The organism is Streptomyces genisteinicus (assembly GCF_014489615.1).
GTDB classification, from domain to species: Bacteria; Actinomycetota; Actinomycetes; order Streptomycetales; family Streptomycetaceae; genus Streptomyces; species Streptomyces genisteinicus.
Genome location: NZ_CP060825.1, coordinates 5,545,870 through 5,562,350 on the forward strand (window position 1 = coordinate 5,545,870; position 16,481 = coordinate 5,562,350).

At 74.4% G+C, this 16,481-nt stretch carries 13 protein-coding genes and 1 riboswitch; of the genes, 10 read left to right on the plus strand and 3 right to left on the minus strand.

Going from position 1 to position 16,481, the window contains the following annotated elements:
* The first annotated feature begins 185 nt into the window (after nt 1-185).
* From IAG43_RS24090 to IAG43_RS24105, 4 genes are all read left to right on the plus strand, one after another.
* Nucleotides 186-1,520: a M16 family metallopeptidase gene (locus IAG43_RS24090; protein WP_187744611.1), complete on the plus strand. Its 1,335-nt coding sequence runs from the start codon at nt 186-188 to the stop codon at nt 1,518-1,520.
* A gap of 17 nt (nt 1,521-1,537) precedes the next feature.
* Entirely contained in the window at nt 1,538-2,905 is a 1,368-nt protein-coding gene (locus IAG43_RS24095; protein WP_187744612.1) for a M16 family metallopeptidase, read from the plus strand.
* Between the two features lie 236 nt (nt 2,906-3,141).
* A riboswitch (cyclic di-AMP (ydaO/yuaA leader) is annotated at nt 3,142-3,302 on the plus strand.
* A gap of 12 nt (nt 3,303-3,314) precedes the next feature.
* Entirely contained in the window at nt 3,315-4,100 is a 786-nt protein-coding gene (locus tag IAG43_RS24100) for a M23 family metallopeptidase (RefSeq protein ID WP_187742778.1), read from the plus strand.
* Between the two features lie 270 nt (nt 4,101-4,370).
* A complete protein-coding gene (locus IAG43_RS24105) occupies nt 4,371-5,048 on the plus strand; it encodes a GntR family transcriptional regulator (RefSeq protein WP_187742779.1) in 678 nt (225 codons plus the stop codon).
* Nucleotides 5,049-5,357: 309 nt separating this feature from the next.
* Here the strand turns inward: IAG43_RS24105 and IAG43_RS24110 are convergent, their stop codons facing one another.
* The gene (locus IAG43_RS24110) at nt 5,358-5,639 is read right to left on the minus strand and encodes an HPr family phosphocarrier protein (RefSeq protein WP_147988501.1); all 282 of its coding nucleotides are present in this window, start codon (nt 5,637-5,639) and stop codon (nt 5,358-5,360) included.
* A 164-nt stretch (nt 5,640-5,803) separates the two neighbouring features.
* Between IAG43_RS24110 and IAG43_RS24115 the strand changes: the two genes are divergently transcribed.
* The 4 genes from IAG43_RS24115 (at nt 5,804) to IAG43_RS24130 (ending at nt 11,864) form a co-directional block, all read left to right on the plus strand.
* Entirely contained in the window at nt 5,804-9,229 is a 3,426-nt protein-coding gene (locus tag IAG43_RS24115; protein WP_187742780.1) for a bifunctional GNAT family N-acetyltransferase/acetate--CoA ligase family protein, read from the plus strand.
* A 35-nt stretch (nt 9,230-9,264) separates the two neighbouring features.
* The gene (locus IAG43_RS24120; protein ID WP_187742781.1) at nt 9,265-9,858 is read left to right on the plus strand and encodes a DUF5998 family protein; all 594 of its coding nucleotides are present in this window, start codon (nt 9,265-9,267) and stop codon (nt 9,856-9,858) included.
* Complete coding sequence (locus tag IAG43_RS24125; RefSeq protein WP_187742782.1) at nt 9,858-11,090, plus strand: alkaline phosphatase family protein; 1,233 nt, start codon at nt 9,858-9,860, stop codon at nt 11,088-11,090. The genes IAG43_RS24120 and IAG43_RS24125 overlap by 1 nt, the downstream gene beginning before the upstream one ends.
* A 66-nt stretch (nt 11,091-11,156) precedes the next feature.
* The gene (locus tag IAG43_RS24130; protein WP_187742783.1) at nt 11,157-11,864 is read left to right on the plus strand and encodes a thymidine kinase; all 708 of its coding nucleotides are present in this window, start codon (nt 11,157-11,159) and stop codon (nt 11,862-11,864) included.
* 128 nt (nt 11,865-11,992) lie between these two features.
* Here the strand turns inward: IAG43_RS24130 and IAG43_RS24135 are convergent, their stop codons facing one another.
* Nucleotides 11,993-12,772, minus strand: coding sequence for a VOC family protein (locus tag IAG43_RS24135; RefSeq protein WP_187742784.1), 780 nt, complete (start codon nt 12,770-12,772; stop codon nt 11,993-11,995).
* Nucleotides 12,773-13,034: 262 nt separating this feature from the next.
* On the opposite strand from IAG43_RS24135, the gene IAG43_RS24140 reads away from it, so the two are divergent.
* Nucleotides 13,035-13,865 (plus strand): sulfurtransferase, encoded by an 831-nt coding sequence (locus IAG43_RS24140; protein ID WP_187742785.1) that lies wholly within the window; start codon nt 13,035-13,037, stop codon nt 13,863-13,865.
* A gap of 190 nt (nt 13,866-14,055) precedes the next feature.
* On the opposite strand, the gene sepH is transcribed toward IAG43_RS24140, so the two are convergent.
* Complete coding sequence (sepH, locus tag IAG43_RS24145) at nt 14,056-15,093, minus strand: septation protein SepH (RefSeq protein WP_187742786.1); 1,038 nt, start codon at nt 15,091-15,093, stop codon at nt 14,056-14,058.
* A gap of 484 nt (nt 15,094-15,577) precedes the next feature.
* On the opposite strand from sepH, the gene IAG43_RS24150 reads away from it, so the two are divergent.
* Entirely contained in the window at nt 15,578-16,465 is an 888-nt protein-coding gene (locus tag IAG43_RS24150; protein ID WP_246574523.1) for a hypothetical protein, read from the plus strand.
* Nucleotides 16,466-16,481: the final 16 nt, after the last annotated feature.

The window sequence follows — 16,481 nt, forward strand, 5'->3', positions numbered from 1 at the left end:
CGGCGGCTGCTCCTTCACGTACCAGTCTGGATCCGACGCACACCATTGTGGACCGTCCCACCGACAGCACCGACGCGACCCGGAAGAGGGACGTGGTGCGCGGGCGGGAACTTCGCCAGGCCCCGGTGCGCTTGCATAGGGTGGCAGGACTCTTTCACATCGCGATCGAAGGGACGTACATGCCCATGGGTCACACGGCCACAGGCCAGGCCGGCTCCGGCGGCCTGACAGCGACCGAGCACCGCCTGGCCAACGGCCTGCGCGTGGTGCTCTCCGAGGACCACCTGACCCCCGTCGCCGCGGTGTGCCTCTGGTACGACGTGGGCTCCCGCCACGAGGTCGAGGGCCGCACCGGCCTCGCGCACCTCTTCGAGCACCTGATGTTCCAGGGCTCCGCGCAGGTGAAGGGCAACGGCCACTTCGAACTCGTCCAGGGCGCGGGCGGCTCGCTGAACGGCACCACCAGCTTCGAGCGGACCAACTACTTCGAGACCATGCCGACGCACCAGCTGGAGCTCGCGCTCTGGCTGGAGGCCGACCGCATGGGCTCCCTGCTCGCCGCCCTCGACGACGAGTCCATGGAGAACCAGCGCGACGTCGTGAAGAACGAGCGCCGCCAGCGCTACGACAACGTGCCCTACGGCACGGCCTTCGAGAAGCTCACCGCCCTCGCCTACCCGGAGGGCCACCCGTACCACCACACGCCGATCGGCTCCATGGCCGACCTCGACGCCGCCACCCTCGAGGACGCCCGGGCCTTCTTCCGCACCTACTACGCCCCGAACAACGCGGTGCTCTCGGTCGTCGGCGACATCGACCCCGAGGAGACCCTCGCCTGGATCGAGAAGTACTTCGGCTCGATCCCCTCGCACGACGGCAAGCAGCCGCCGCGCGACGGCACCCTCCCCGACACCATCGGCAGCCAGCTGCGCGAGGAGGTCGTCGAGGAGGTGCCCGCCCGCGCCCTGATGGCCGCCTACCGGCTGCCGCACGACGGCACCCGCGAGTGCGACGCCGCCGACCTGGCGCTCACCGTCCTCGGCGGCGGGGAGTCCTCCCGGCTGCACAACCGCCTGGTGCGCCGCGACCAGACGGCCGTCGCCGCGGGCTTCGGGCTGCTGCGCCTGGCCGGGGCGCCGTCGCTCGGCTGGCTGGACGTCAAGACGTCGGGCGGCGTCGAGGTCCCGCGGATCGAGGCCGCCGTCGACGAGGAACTGGCCCGCTTCGCGGCCGAGGGGCCCACTCCGGAGGAGATGGAGCGCGCCCAGGCCCAGCTGGAGCGGGAGTGGCTGGACCGGCTGGGCACCGTCGCGGGCCGCGCCGACGAACTCTGCCGCTACGCGGTGCTGTTCGGCGACCCGCAGCTGGCGCTGACCGCGGTGCAGCGCGTCCTCGACGTCACCGCCGAGGAGGTGCAGGCCGTCGCCAAGGCGAGGCTGCACCCCGACAACAGGGCCGTGCTGGTCTACGAACCGGTCACCGCCGACGAGAACGACGACACCGAGGGGGCGGACCAGTGAGCGACGCGGCCGTGACCATGCAGTTCCACCCGCAGCCGACCGCCGGTACGGCCCGCCCCTGGGCGTTCCCCGCCCCCGAGCGCTCCACCCTGGACAACGGGCTCACCGTGCTGCGCTGCGACCGTCCCGGCCAGCAGGTCGTCGCGGTGGAGGTACTGCTCGACGCTCCGCTCGACGCCGAGCCGGCGGGCCTCGACGGCGTCGCCACGATCATGGCGCGCGCCTTCTCCGAGGGCACCGACAAGCACAGTGCCGAGGACTTCGCCGCCGAACTGGAGCGCTGCGGAGCCACCCTGGACGCGATGGCGGACCACGCCGGTGTCCGGGTCTCCCTGGAGGTCCCGGCGTCGCGTCTGCCGAAGGCGCTCGGTCTGCTCGCCGACGCGCTGCGCGCCCCGGCCTTCGACGACGGCGAGGTCGGCCGGCTGGTGCGCAACCGCCTCGACGAGATCCCGCACGAGATGGCCAACCCCGCCCGCCGCGCGGCCAAGCAGCTCTCGGCCGAGCTGTTCCCCTCCACCCTGCGGGTCTCGCGTCCGCGTCAGGGGACCGAGGAGACCGTGTCGCGGATCGACTCCGCGGCCGTGCGCGCCTTCTACGAGGCCCACGTCCGTCCGGCCACGGCGACCTGCGTGATCGTCGGCGACCTCGCGGACACCGACGTGCATGCCGTCCTCGCGGAGAGCCTCGGCGCGTGGACGGGCGACAAGGCGGATCCGCGCCCGGTCCCGCCGGTGACCGCGGACGACACCGGCCGCGTGGTCATCGTGGACCGTCCGGGGGCGGTCCAGACCCAGCTGCTCATCGGGCGCGTCGGGCCGGACCGCCACGACAGCGTCTGGCCGGCCCAGGTGCTCGGCTCCTACTGCCTCGGCGGCACGCTGACGTCCCGTCTGGACCGCGTGCTGCGCGAGGAGAAGGGGTACACCTACGGCGTGCGCGCCTTCGGGCAGGTGCTGCTGTCGGCGCCCGACGGGTCGGGTGCCGCGATGCTCGCCATCAGCGGTTCGGTCGACACGCCCAACACCGGCCCGGCGCTGGACGACCTGTGGAAGGTGCTCCGCACCCTGGCGGCCGAGGGGCTGACCGACGCCGAGCGCGATGTGGCCGTGCAGAACCTCGTCGGCGTCGCCCCGCTGAAGTTCGAGACGGCCGCCTCCGTAGCGGCGACGCTGGCGGACCAGGTGGAGCAGCACCTTCCGGACGACTACCAGGCGCAGTTGTACGCACGGCTCGCCGCCACGGGCACCGTGGAGGCGACGGCCGCCGCGGTCAGCGCCTTCCCGGTCGACCGCCTGGTGACGATCCTGGTCGGCGACGCCTCGAAGATCGCCGAGCCGGTCAAGGCGCTGGGCATCGGCGAGGTGAGCGTCGTCACCGGCTGACACACGGCCCCACCAGGGGCGAAAGCCCCGAAAGCGGTGAAGCGGTATCAAGGGGTCCCGGCGTCGCGCGTGATGCCGGGACCCCCTCCTTTCCCCTCCCTTGTCCCGTTTGGGGCGAGTGTCCTTCTCTGTCCTGTGGCATGCGCGACAAAACAGCCGTTCCGTTTGGAGATCGACAGGCCGCCTGCCTAGCGTCGATCCGGCTGTTCGCCGAGACCTGCCGCGCCCGCGGCATCGGACAGTCATCGCCGAGTCCCCGTCAGGCGCGAGCCTGGGGAGCCGGGGACCCACTCAGTCCCTGGGGTGAATCGGGTGCCTTCGTCCGCGGAGGTTCCCGTAGGAGACCTTCCTGCTCCGAACCCGTCAGCTAACCCGGTAGGCGAGAAGGAAGGAAAGGACCAGCCTCTTCATGGCGTTCACCCGTGCCACCGGGAAGCACCGTGCCCCGAGCCGCCTGACGCGCAGGAGCGCGAACCTGGCGGGCGTCGCGACCCTCGCCACCGCGGGCGTCCTCGCCACCCTCGCCTCCCCGGCGGTCGCCGCCGACGCCGAGGCCGCCGCCTCCGCCGAGGACACCGGCCTCACCCCGATCGTGTCCATGGGATCCCTCGCCGACGAGATCGCCGACCAGGCGGCCGCGCAGAAGCGCGAGGCCGCCGAGGCCGCCGCCCGTGCCGAGGCGAAGGCCGAGGCGGAGGCCGAGGCCAAGCGCAAGGCCGAGGCGCGCGCCAAGGAGATACGCGAGGCCAAGGAGCGCGCCGCCCGTGAGGCCGAGCGCAAGCGGCTGAACGCCTTCCGGCTGCCCGTCGCCGGGTCCCACGTGACGACCGGCTACCAGACCGGCGGCAGCCTCTGGTCCTCCGGCAGCCACTCCGGCGTCGACTTCCGCGCCGCCTCCGGCACCACCGTCGTGTCCGTCGGCTCCGGCACCGTGGTCGAGGCCGGCTGGGGCGGCGCCTACGGCAACAACATCGTGATCCGCATGAACGACGGCACGTACACGCAGTACGGCCACCTGTCGTCCATCGCCGTCTCCGTCGGCCAGCAGGTCACCCCCGGCCAGCAGATCGGCCTGTCGGGCTCGACCGGCAACTCGACCGGACCCCACCTCCACTTCGAGGCCCGGACCACCGCCGAGTACGGCTCCGACATGAACCCGGTCGCCTACCTGCGCGCCCGCGGCGTCAGCGTCTGACCCGCACCGCAGCACCCACCGCAGCCCCCGGCCCCGGCCGGGGGCTGCGCGCGTTTCCCGTGCCGCGACAGGGGCCGGGCGCCGCGCGGAGGCCGGGACGGGCTGCCGTTGCGCACGGCGGCCCCCGTCCCGGCCTCAGATTCCGGCCAAAAGGCCAGAAGATATCCAAGAATTCACCGCGCCCTTCGGAAAATCCCACGGACTGGAATAGAGTCGCCGGACACGAGTCAATCGGTGCAGATTTTCGTGCGGATCAACGGAGGTTCGGTCATGCGCATTCCCGCGCACTCTGTATGCACGGCGATTCGCGACGACATCGTCTCCGGTGTCTACGAGCGCGGCAGCCGGCTCACCGAGGAGCAGCTCGCGCGCCGCTACGGGGTCTCCCGTGTCCCCGTACGGGAGGCGCTGCGCACCCTGGAGTCCGAGGGCTTCGTCGTCACCCGCCGTCACGCCGGAGCGCACGTTGCCGAGCCCACCGAACAGGAGGCGGCCGACCTCCTGGAGATACGCCTGCTGCTCGAGCCGCTCGGTGCGGCGCGCGCCGCACAGCGGCGGACCGAGGCCCATCTGAAGGTGCTCCGCGGTCTGGTGCGCCTCGGGCAGGATCGGGCCCGCCGAGGTCAGGGGGAGGATCTGCGCTCCCTCGGCGCCTGGTTCCACGAGACGCTCGCCCAGGCGTGCGGCAGCCCCGGGCTGACGGCCCTGCTCACCCAGCTGCGCCACAAGACCGCGTGGATGTACACGGTCGACCAGCCCGTGGCGCCCGTGGAGTCCTGGGCCGAGCACGGCGCCATCGTGGACGCGGTCGCCCGCGGTGACAGCGAGCGTGCCCGCGCGCTCACGGCGCTGCACGCCGAGCGGGCCGCAGCCGCGCACCGGCTGCGCCGCCCGGAGCGGGTGAGGACTTCGCAACACGCCGTAAACATCGCGAGCGTCCGCAATTAACAGAAGGGCCGTATACAAAGAGAAGTCATTCGCTGACGCCTCTTTCTGCTGCCCGAATTCCCCGCGTCATCCCCGCGTCATTCCCGGTGCCGTTCGCTGCGCCGTTCTCTGCACCGTTCGGTGTGCCGTTCGGCGTGCCGGGGATTTCGTGTCGCGCTCGGCCGGTGGCATTGTCCGCAGAAGGCACGCAAAAGCCGCGGCGCCCTCACCGGGAGGGTGCGCCGCGGCTTTCGCGCGAGCGGTGCGGTGCGTTCCGGGCGACCGGAACGCCGGGCGGCGGGTCGGCCGGTGCCGCCCGGACGGTGCCGTTCAGACGGTCTCGGGCAGCTCGTCCAGGCCCTCGGCGACCAGCTTGGCCAGGCGGTCCAGGGCGGCGTCGGCGTCGTCCGCGTCGGAGGCCAGCACGATCTCCTCGCCGCCCTGGGCGCCGAGGCCGAGCACGGCCAGCATGGACGCGGCGTTGACCGGGTTGCCGTCGGCCTTGGCGATCGTCACCGGGACGCCGGAGGCCGTGGCGGCACGGACGAAGATGGACGCGGGGCGGGCGTGAAGGCCCTCGGCCCAGCCGACATTGACGCGACGCTCAGCCATGGTGTTGCCCTTCAAGAATCTGCGGGTTGTCTAGACCAGTCTCTCATGTGGTGCGACGTGCTCCCGCCGACGGCACACGGCCCGGCGGCAGGGCCCTGGGGCCCTCCCAGCGTGCCTGTCCACACCCCTCCACGCGACCGGTGACACGGCCGTACGCTTGGCCCATGCAGACGTCGCCGGAGCACGCCTACCCCGATCACTGGGAAGCCGACGTGGTCCTGCGCGACGGCGGCACGGCCCGGATCAGGCCGATCACCGCCGAGGACGCCGACCGCCTGGTGAGCTTCTACGAGCAGGTCTCCGACGAGTCGAAGTACTACCGGTTCTTCGCGCCCTACCCCCGTCTGTCCGACAAGGACGTGCACCGCTTCACCCACCACGACTTCGTGAACCGCGTCGGGCTCGCCATGACCGCGGGCGACGAGTTCATCGCCACCGTGCGGTACGACCGGATCGACGCCCAGGGCCGTCCGGCGGGTCCGCCCGCCGACGAGGCGGAGGTCGCCTTCCTCGTCCAGGACGCCCACCAGGGGCGCGGCGTCGCCTCCGCCCTGCTGGAGCACATCGCGGCCGTCGCCCGGGAGCGCGCGATCCGCCGCTTCGCGGCCGAGGTGCTGCCCGCCAACAACAAGATGATCAAGGTGTTCCGGGACGCCGGCTACACCCAGCGGCGCAGCTTCGAGGACGGCTCGGTCCACCTCACGCTGGACCTGGAGCCGACCGAGGAGTCCCTCGCCGTCCAGCGCGGCCGGGAGCAGCGGGCGGAGGCCCGGTCCGTGCAGCGGCTCCTGGCGCCGGGCTCCGTCGCCGTGGTCGGCGTCGGCCGCCGGCCCGGGGGCGTCGGCCGCACCGCCCTGCGCAACCTCCTCCAGGCCGGGTTCACCGGCCGGGTCCACGCGGTGAACAGCGCCTTCCCCGAGGAGCTCGACACCGTCGACGGCGTGCCGGCCGTGCGCTCCCTCGGCGAGATCGGCGAGCCCGTCGACCTGGCCGTCATCGCCGTGCCGGCCGACCGGGTCCCCGAGGCGGTCGCCGACTGCGGGGAGCACGGCGCCCGCGGCCTGGTCGTGGTGAGCGCGGGCTACGCGGAGACCGGGGCGGGAGGCCGGGAACGCCAGCGGGACCTCGTCCGGCAGGCGCGTTCGTACGGCATGCGGATCATCGGACCGAACGCCTTCGGGATCATCAACACCGCCGACGGCGTCCGCCTCAACGCCTCACTCGCCCCCGAGTCGCCGGCACCCGGCCGCATCGGTCTGTTCACGCAGTCCGGCGCCATCGGGATCGCCCTGCTCGCCGGACTGCACCGCCGCGGCGCGGGGCTGTCCTCGTTCATCTCCGCGGGCAACCGGGCCGACGTCTCGGGCAACGACTTCCTCCAGTACTGGTACGAGGACGCGGGGACCGACGTCGTCCTGCTGTACCTGGAGTCCATCGGCAACCCGCGGAAGTTCACCCGCCTCGCCCGCCGCACGGCCGCGGTCAAACCGGTCGTCGTCGTCAAGGGAGCCCGGCACAGCGGCAGCGCCCCGCCGGGACACGCGGTCCCGGTGACCCGCATCCCGGACGCCACGGTCGGGGCCCTGCTGCGCCAGGCGGGCGTGATCCGCGTCGGCACCGTGACCGAGCTCGTCGACGCGGGACTGATGCTCGCGGGCCAGCCACTGCCCGCCGGCCCCCGCGTGGCGATCCTCGGCAACTCCGAGTCGCTCGGGCTGCTCGCCTACGACGCCTGCCTCACGGAGGGGCTGCGCCCGCTGCCGCCGCTCGACCTGACCACCGGGGCGACGCCCGCCGACTTCCGGGCCGCCCTCGCCGGGGCCCTCGGCGACGACCGCTGCGACGCGGTGATCGTGACGGCGATCCCGTGGGTGGGGGAGGGCGGCCTCACGGAGGCCGGTGACGGGGAGAGCCTTGCCGCGGCCCTGACGGACGCGGCGGCCGCGAGTCCGGCCAAACCGGTGGCGGTGGTCCATGTGGAGATGGGCGCGCTCGCCGATGCCCTGGCGGCGGCCTCCAGCACCCGCCCGGCGTCCCCGCTCCGCAGCGGCGGCCGGGCCGGCGCGGCCGGGGCGAGCGCCGGCACCGCTCCCGCCCGGGGGCCCGCACCCGGTCCGGCCGCATCGGGCCGGCCTGCCTCCGGCGCACCGGACGCACCCGGCGGCGTCCCGGCCGCCTCCGCCGGTTCCGGTGCGGACGGGCCGCCGTCCGCCGGGCGGACGGAAGCCGGGAGCGGTCACTCCGCCGGCCAGGGCGAGGAGACTGTCCTCGGTGGGGAGACCGGCCCCGGCGAGGGCCCGGTGGCCGCCCCTGTATCCGCGGGCGCGAACCCCGCCGCCGGTCCCGCGCCCGCCGGTGGCGCGCGTCCGGCGCCCGACCCGGCCCCGGAGGCGGCCACGCCCGCACCTGGGTCTCCCGCCCCGCCCGCCTCCGGCTCGGCGGCGGCCTCCTCCCCACCCGCCTCCTCCTCGCCCGCCTCCGGAGACACCCCTCGGGGCCCCGCCACCGGGCTGACCGGCGCGTCCCGCTCCCTGGCCGTACGGGGCCGGAACTGGTTCGGGCTGCGCGGGCGTACCGCGGGGGCGGCCCCCGACGAGGCGGGGCGCGACGCCCGCCCGGCCGCTCCCGCACCGTCCCCCGCTCCCGCCCCGCCCCGAGCCGGCGCCCCCGCGACGCCGCTGCCCGCCGCGGAACCGCCCGGCGGGCCCGCGCGGGAGGCACGCCGGATTCCGGCGTATCCGGCGGCGGAGCGCGCGGTGCGGGCGATGGCCGAGGCGGTGCGGTACGCGCAGTGGCGGAGGCAGGCCGCCGAGCCCGGCCGGGTCCCCGAGTACGACGACATCGACGAGGCGGGCGCCGCCACCCTGATCGAGCGGCTGCTCGGCCAGGAGGCGGACACCCGCGGCTTCACCCTCAGCACCCCCGACGCCCACGAGCTGCTCGCCCGCTACGGCATCACCGTGCGCGGCGCGCTCCCCGCGTCCGACCCGGACTCGGCCGCCGACGCGGCCGCCCGGCTCGGCTATCCCGTCGCTCTGAAGACCACCGCCCCGCACCTGCGGCACCGCGCCGACCTCGGCGGCGTGCGGCTCGACCTCGCCGACGAGCACCAACTGCGTCAGGCGTACCACGAATTGACCCAGACGCTGGGCAAGCCCGCCGAGCTCCAGCCGGTCGTGCAGGCGATGGTCCCGCGCGGTGTGGACACCGTCGTCCGGGCGGCCATCGACCCCGCGGTCGGCTCCGTCCTCTCCTTCGGCCTCGCCGGAGCCCCCTCCGAACTGCTCGGCGACACCGCCCACCGCCTCGTCCCCGCCACCGACCGGGACGCGGCCGAGCTGATCCGCAGCATCCGCAGCGCGCCGATGCTCTTCGGCTGGCGCGGCTCCGCCCCCGTCGACACGGCGGCCCTCGAAGAACTCCTGCTGCGGGTCTCCCGGCTCGTCGACGACCACCCCGAGGTGGTGTCCGTCGCACTGGAGCCGGTGGTCGTGGCCCCGCACGGCCTGTCGGTGCTCGACGCCTCCGTGCGCCTGGCCCCGCCACCCGCCCGCGGCGACCTCGGTCCGAGGAGGCTGCCGAGCTACTGAGCCTGTGAGAGATGCGGACCCCCACGGCCCTTAGGATGGACGGCATGGCGAAGACCGGCACGACGACCCAGGGGCTGCGCGCGGCGATCGAGCGCAGCGGCTACTACCCGGCCCTCGTGGCCGAGGCGGTGGAGGCCGCAGTCGGTGGCGAGGCCATCTCCTCGTACCTGGTGCACCAGGAGACGACCTTCGACGCCAACGAGGTCCGCCGGCATGTCACGGTCCTCGTCCTCACGGCGAATCGCTTCATCGTCAGCCACACCGACGAGCAGGCGGCCGACTCCAGCTCGCCGACGCCTTACGCCACCACGTCCACCGAGTCGGTCAAGCTCGGCCGTATCTCGTCCGTCGTCGTCAGCCGTGTCGTCGCCAATCCCGAGTCGTACACGCCGGGCACCCTGCCCCGCGAGGTCGTGCTGACCATCGGCTGGGGCGCGGTCTCCCGGCTCGACCTGGAGCCCGCCGCCTGCGGCGACCCCAACTGCGACGCCGACCACGGCTACACCGGCAGCTCCACCGCCGACGACCTCAGCCTGCGGGTCAGCGAGGCCGGCGACGGCCCGGACACCGTGCGCCAGACGCTCGTCTTCGCGCAGGCGCTCTCCGAAGCCACGGCCGCCACCCGCTGATGGTGCAGCGCACGCACAGCGACTTCTGGCCCGAGGACGCCTCGGCGTCCGCCTGGGCAAACGGTCATCCGGCGCCGCTCGCCGTCGAGGCCGCGCCCGTGCCGGAGTACGGCCGGGGCTCCCTCGCCGACCTGCTGCCGACGCTGGCCGCGGGCCAGGGCGTCCCCGGTTTCGAGCCGCGCATCACCGAGCTCGCCCCGGCCGACCGCAACTGCGTCTTCCTGATCGACGGTCTGGGCTGGGAGCAGATTCGGGCACACCCGGACGAGGCTCCCTACCTGAACGCGCTGCTCGGCACTTCCCGCGGCGGCACCGGCCGCCCCGTCACCGCGGGTTTCCCGGCGACCACCGCCACCTCGCTCGCGTCCGTGGGCACCGGCCTGCCGCCGGGGGCGCACGGCCTGCCCGGGTACACCGCGCGCAACCCCGCGACCGGCGAGCTGATGAACCAGCTCCGCTGGAAGCCCTGGACACCGCCGGAGGTCTGGCAGCCGTACCCCACGGTCTTCCGGCTCGCCGACGAGGCGGGGGTGCACACCGCGCAGGTGTCCTCGCCGACCTTCGCGCAGACGCCGCTCACCAAGGTCGCGCTCAGCGGCGGCACCTTCCACGGCCGCCTCTCGGGCGAGGAGCGCATGGACCTCGCGGCGGAGCAACTGGCCGCCGGGGACCGCTCGCTCGTCTACACGTACTACAGCGAGGTCGACGGGATGGGCCACCGTTTCGGCGTCGACTCCGACGCCTGGCGCGGCCAGCTGATGTACGCGGACCGGCTGGTGCAGCGTCTCGCCGAGCAGCTGCCGCCCCGTGCCGCCCTGTACGTCACCGCGGACCACGGCATGATCGACATCCCCTTCGACGAGGAGTCGCGGATCGACTTCGACGAGGACTGGGAGCTGAGCGCGGGAGTCGCCCTGCTGGGCGGCGAGGGCCGCGCCCGTCACGTCTACGCCGTACCGGGCGCCGAGCGCGACGTGCTCGCGGTCTGGCGGGAGGTGCTGGGGGACCGGTTCTGGATCGCGGGGCGCGACGAGGCGATCGCGGCCGGCTGGTTCGGCGACCGCGTGGACGAGCGGGTGTACGGACGCATCGGCGACGTGGTCGCCGCCGCCTGCGACGACGTGGTGATCACGGCCTCGGTCAACGAGCCCCACGAGTCCGCGATGGTCGGCATGCACGGCTCCATGACCCCGGCCGAGCAGCTCGTCCCACTCCTCGAAGTACGCTCCTGACCTTCCCCCGTCCGTCCCCTGCCCGCCCCCCACGTCTCCGCGGACCCGAAAGGTCATCGACTGCCCATGCCCGAGCTGGTGTTCTTCTCCGGAACGATGGATTGTGGGAAGTCGACTCTCGCGCTGCAGATCGAGCACAACCGCTCCACCCGCGGACTGCAGGGGATGATCTTCACCCGTGACGACCGGGCGGGCGAGGGCAAGCTCTCCTCGCGGCTCGGACTCGTCACGGACGCGGTGGAGGCGGCGGAGGGCTTCGACTTCTACGCGTACCTGGTGGCCCACCTGTCCAAGGGCGGCCGCTGCGACTACGTGATCGCGGACGAGGCGCAGTTCCTCGCGCCGGAGCAGATCGACCAGCTCGCCCGGGTCGTCGACGACCTCGACCTGGACGTCTTCGCGTTCGGCATCACCACCGACTTCCGCTCGAAGCTGTTCCCCGGCTCGCAGCGGCTCGTGGAACTGGCCGACCGGGTGGAGGTGCTCCAGGTCGAGGCCCTCTGCTGGTGCGGCGCGCGCGCCACGCACAACGCGCGCACGGTGGGCGGCGCGATGGTCGTCGAAGGGGCGCAGGTCGTCGTCGGCGACGTCAACCAGGCTCCGGACGAGGTCGGTTACGAGGTCCTGTGCCGCCGCCACCACCGCCGCCGGATGACGGCCGCGAGCGCCCGGGCGGCCGCCCTGTCGCCCGACGTCCTCCCCGTGGAGCCCGAGGTGGCCGGGCACGGGGCGCCCGCCCGCACCCGGATCCGAGACGCCCGCACCCGGATCTGAGATTCGGGCACCCGGATCCGAGACGCCCGCACCCGGATCCGAGATGCCGGCTCCTGCGCTCGGGGACCCGGCCCCGCAGCGACGCCCGCCCTGCTTCCCGGTCACCGTGCGGGCTGCCGCCCGCACGCTCAGGCCAGGTGGGCCGTCGTCACCAGCGTGAGGAGCGCCCCTTCGGGATCGGCGACCGTCGCCTCCCGGCCCGCCGCGCCCGGCGCCGGCGGCCGGAGCACCTCGCCGCCCAGCCCGGTCACCAGCTCCGCCGCGGTGTCCACGTCGGCGACCTCGAAGGACGTCAGCCAGTGGGGGCCGCGCGGGCGCGGCAGCCGCGCACCGAGCCCGTGCACCGAGGCCACCGGCCGTCCGCCGACGGAGAGCGTCAGCCGGTCCTCGCCGTCCTCGGGAGCGGCGGGACGGGCGTCGTGTCCGAAGACGACCTGGTAGAACTTGCCGACCGACGCGGTCTCCCGGGTGATCAGCTCGTGCCAGACGGGGGTTCCGGGGGTGCCCCGGACCGCGGTCCCGCCGTGCGCGCGCGCCTGCCAGGCGCCGAAGACCGCGCCCCCGGGGTCGGAGCCGATGATCACCCGGCCCGCCTCGCCCGCGTCCAGCGGACCGACCCCGATGGTGCCGCCGCAGCTCCGGATCGACTCGGCGGTCGCGTCGGCGTCCTCGGTGGCCAGGTACGGCGTCCAGGCGACGGGCAGATGACGGTCCCCGGGCAGGCGGCCCAGCCCCGCGACTTCCCTGCCGTCGAGCAGCGCGCGGACGTACGGCCCCAGGTGCTGGGGGCCGGGCTCGTACTCCCAGCCGAACAGGTCCGCGTAGAACTCCTTGATCGCGTCAAGGCCGTGCACCATCAGGCTGACCCAGCAGGGTGCGCCGGGCGTGTGCCGAGTCGCCTCGGTCATCGTCACTCTCTCCTCGGACCATCGTGGTGGCCGTGCAAGGGGACGGGCGCGCGTCGTACCGGCCGATGTGCGCCCAAGGGCCCTCCCGGACGGAAGTCGTACGGTGCGGGGAGGGATACCGGCCGATGTTTTCACCACCTGACGCCCGTTGCGCCCAGGCCGCGCCGCATATGGCGGGTTCCCGCCGGAGGATGCCCGCTTTGGGCCGTCTCATCCGTTTCGGCGACCACGGGCCCGCGCACGGGTACGCGAGGATGGCCGTATGACACCCATCATCTCCGCCGCCGAACTCGCCGCCGAGCTCGCCGGCCCCACCCCGCCCGTGCTGCTGGACGTCCGCTACCGGCTCGGCGGCCCGCACGGGCGGCCCGACTACGAGGCGGGGCACATCCCCGGCGCCGTCTTCGTCGACCTGGACGCGGAGCTGGCGGCACCGCCCGGGGACGGCGGGCGCCACCCCCTGCCGGACGTGGCGGCCTTCGGTGCCGCGATGCGCCGTGCCGGGGTCTCGGCGGGCACGCCCGTGGTGGCGTACGACGGCGACAAGGGCTGGGGCGCCGCTCGCGCCTGGTGGCTGCTGCGCTGGGCGGGCCACGCGCGGGTGCGGGTGCTCGACGGCGGCCTCGCCGCCTGGGACGGGCCGCTGGAGACCGCCGTCCCGGCGCCCGTGGAGGGCGACTTCACGCCCCGTCCGGGCGCGCTGCCCCTGCTGGACGCGGACGCCGCCGCGGCCGTCGCCCGCGACGGGCTGCTGCTGGACGCCCGGGCGGGGGAGCGCTACCGCGGGGAGGTGGAGCCCATCGACCCGGTGGCGGGCCACATCCCCGGCGCGGTGTCGGCCCCGACCGGCGAGAACCTGGATGCCGAGGGCCGCTTCCTCGCGGCCGGTGATCTCGCCGCCCGCTTCTCGGCGCTCGGTGCGGGCCCGGACGGCCGCACCGTCGGTGTCTACTGCGGATCGGGCGTGTCCGCCGCGCAGCAGGCGGTGGCGCTGGAGCTGGCGGGGTACGTCCCGGCCCTGTACGCGGGCTCCTGGTCCGAGTGGTCCGGCGACCCGGCCCGCCCGGTGGCGACGGGCCCCGACCCGTCCTGACCCCGCACCCGCACGTCCCGCGCACGTACCCGCACTCGCGTCGGCGCCGCCGGCGCGGGTGCGAACGTGACGCCTCGTCGCCGGAGGGCCGTGGAGCGCGCGGCGCCGGACGCGTCGGGATCACGGCGAACGCCCGGACCCCCGGCGCGGCGAGCGCGCCGGGGGTCCGGGCTCAGGCGTGGTGTACCTGTCAGTCCTGCTTCTTGCGGCGGGTGCCGAAGACGATCTCGTCCCAGCTCGGCACCGCGGCCCGCCGGCCCGGCCGGACCCCGTCCGCCTCCGCCTGGCGGTCCGTCGTGCCGGTGAGCCGGTCGCGGTGGCCCGCCACCGAGCGCGGCATGAGCACGTCGGCGTACGCCGATCCCGCGCCCGCCGAGGCAGCCGGTGCGACCGGCTCCTCCTCGGCCTCCGGCTCCGGCACCGGTTCGACGGCGGCCGGTTCGGCCGGGGCGGGACGCTCCGGGACGACCATGTCGCCGCGGAAGCTCGGCACGGCCTCCAACAGGCTGGTCAGGGAGTCGCGTTCGCCGTCGTCGCTGTCGGCGGGCGGGGCCGGACGTTCGATCTGGCGGTCCAGGGCGCGGTCCAGCGGCCGGTCCCTGGGGAGCCGGGCGATGCGCGGGACGAACGGGAAGCTCGGTTCCTGGGCGATCGTGTCGTCGGTCTCGCCGATGAGCGCACGTGCCTCGTCGTCGACGGCCTGGACGAGCCGCCGGGGCGGGTCGTACGTCCAGCTCGCCGAGTGCGGCTCGCCCGCCACCCGGTAGACCAGCAGGACCTCCCAGGTGCCGTCGTCGCGGCGCCACGAGTCCCACTGGACGGTGTCCTTCTCGGCGCCGCGCAGCAGCAGCCGTTCCTGCACGGCTTCGCCGAGCTGGGGGCCCGCGTTCTCGCCGGGGCGGCGGACCGGGGTCTTGCGCGCGCGCTCCGCCATGAAGGCGCGTTCGGCGAGCACCGGTCCCTCGAAGCGGCGGACCCGCTCCACCGGGATGCCCGCGAGCTGTGCCACTTCCTCCGCGGACGCGCCCGCCCTTATGCGGGCCTGGATGTCGCGGGGGCGGAGGTGGCTCTCCACCTCGATCTCGATCTGCCCGAGACGGGCACGGTCGTTGCGCACGGCGGCGCGCAGCCGCTCATCGATCGGAAGCGTGTATTCCGTGCTGTCCGCAGCCTTGAGCACCAGTCGTGTGCCGTCGTTTGAGACGGCCACGACACGCAGTTCGGGCATGGGGACCTCCCGGGTGGTGCCTGCCGACGTCACCTGCGTCGCTGCTTCCGCTAGTCGAGTGTGGCCTGCCCGGGTGCAGCCTGCCACAACCTTGCCGAGTTGCCCGGCGTGTCGGGCACAGGCCCGTGGTCGCCGGTGTGGCACGGTGATCTGTTGGCCACTCAGAGTGAAGATGAATCACTCTCCGTGACAGAACTCCGCGCGATACCCCGGTGACGCCGGATCGAGCGCCGCATTCGGCCCCCTACCTGGGGAGCGATCGCCGCAAAAGCGATCGTGCCCAGGGTTCGCCACAGTACTCCATTCGGGCCATCCGGGTGGACTGCCGCGCCGCCGAACTTCTCACCCGTGGCCCGGTGCTGAGCCCCGTACCGCCCCTGACCGGGTGTTGTGCTTCACAGAATCGGCGGAAGCGGAACTATCCCCTTCGCTCGCGGGTCACTAGATGGTGCACGAAGGACAGATGGGTGGACAGAGGCGGGAGATGCATCACAAGCCGGATGACGGGACGAATCACCGTGAACGGACCGGGTCGGAGGGGACGGACGGGGCGAAGGCGGAGCGGCGGATCGAGCTGAGCGTGCCGCAGGTCGCCGGCAGCGTCCTCGCCGCCGTCACCGCCGCGATCCTCGCCTCCCAGCTCGGCGTCTACGGGACCATCGTCGGCGCGGGGGTGGTCAGCGTCGTGGCCACCTGCGGAGGTCCGCTGCTCCAGCACGTCTTCAAGAGAACCGGCGAGCAGCTGAAGGAGGCCACCGCCCACGCGCGGACCGGCGCTCCCGCGGCGCCTTCGCCGGCGGGCGCCTCCGCGGCGGACCCGGCCCGGCCGGCGCCCCGCCCGGGGGAGTTCGGGGCCCCGAGCACGTACGGCGCCAGGAGGCGGGGGTGGAAGCGGCCGGTGGCCGCGGCCGCCGTGGTCTTCGGCGTCGCCATGGGCGGGATCACCGTCTACGAGGTCGCCGCCGGCCAGGAGATCGGCGGAGGCACGGGCACCACGGTCGGCTCGGCCTTCCGCCCCGGCGGCGACGGCGCCGACCGCGGCGGGACCGGGCGTACGGACCCGGCGGACGAGCGGCCGGACCGCGACGGCCGCGACGGCGCCGGGACGGACGACGGGAGTACGGACGGCGGGGACCCGGACGGCGGCGCGTCACAGCCGTCGCCCGCGCCGTCGGCCGGCTCCGGCGACGGGACCGGGCCCGGCGACGGGGGCGCGTCCCCCGAGCCCTCCGGTGACGGCACGTCGCCGGCTCCGAGCCCGTCGTCCCCTGAGCCGGGGGCCACGACCCCCGCGCCCGGGACCTCCCCGAGCGGCGCGCCCTCGGACGGGGCCACGGCCCCCGGGGCCGGCGACGGCACCGGCGGCCGGTGAGGCCGCCGGGCGGGAG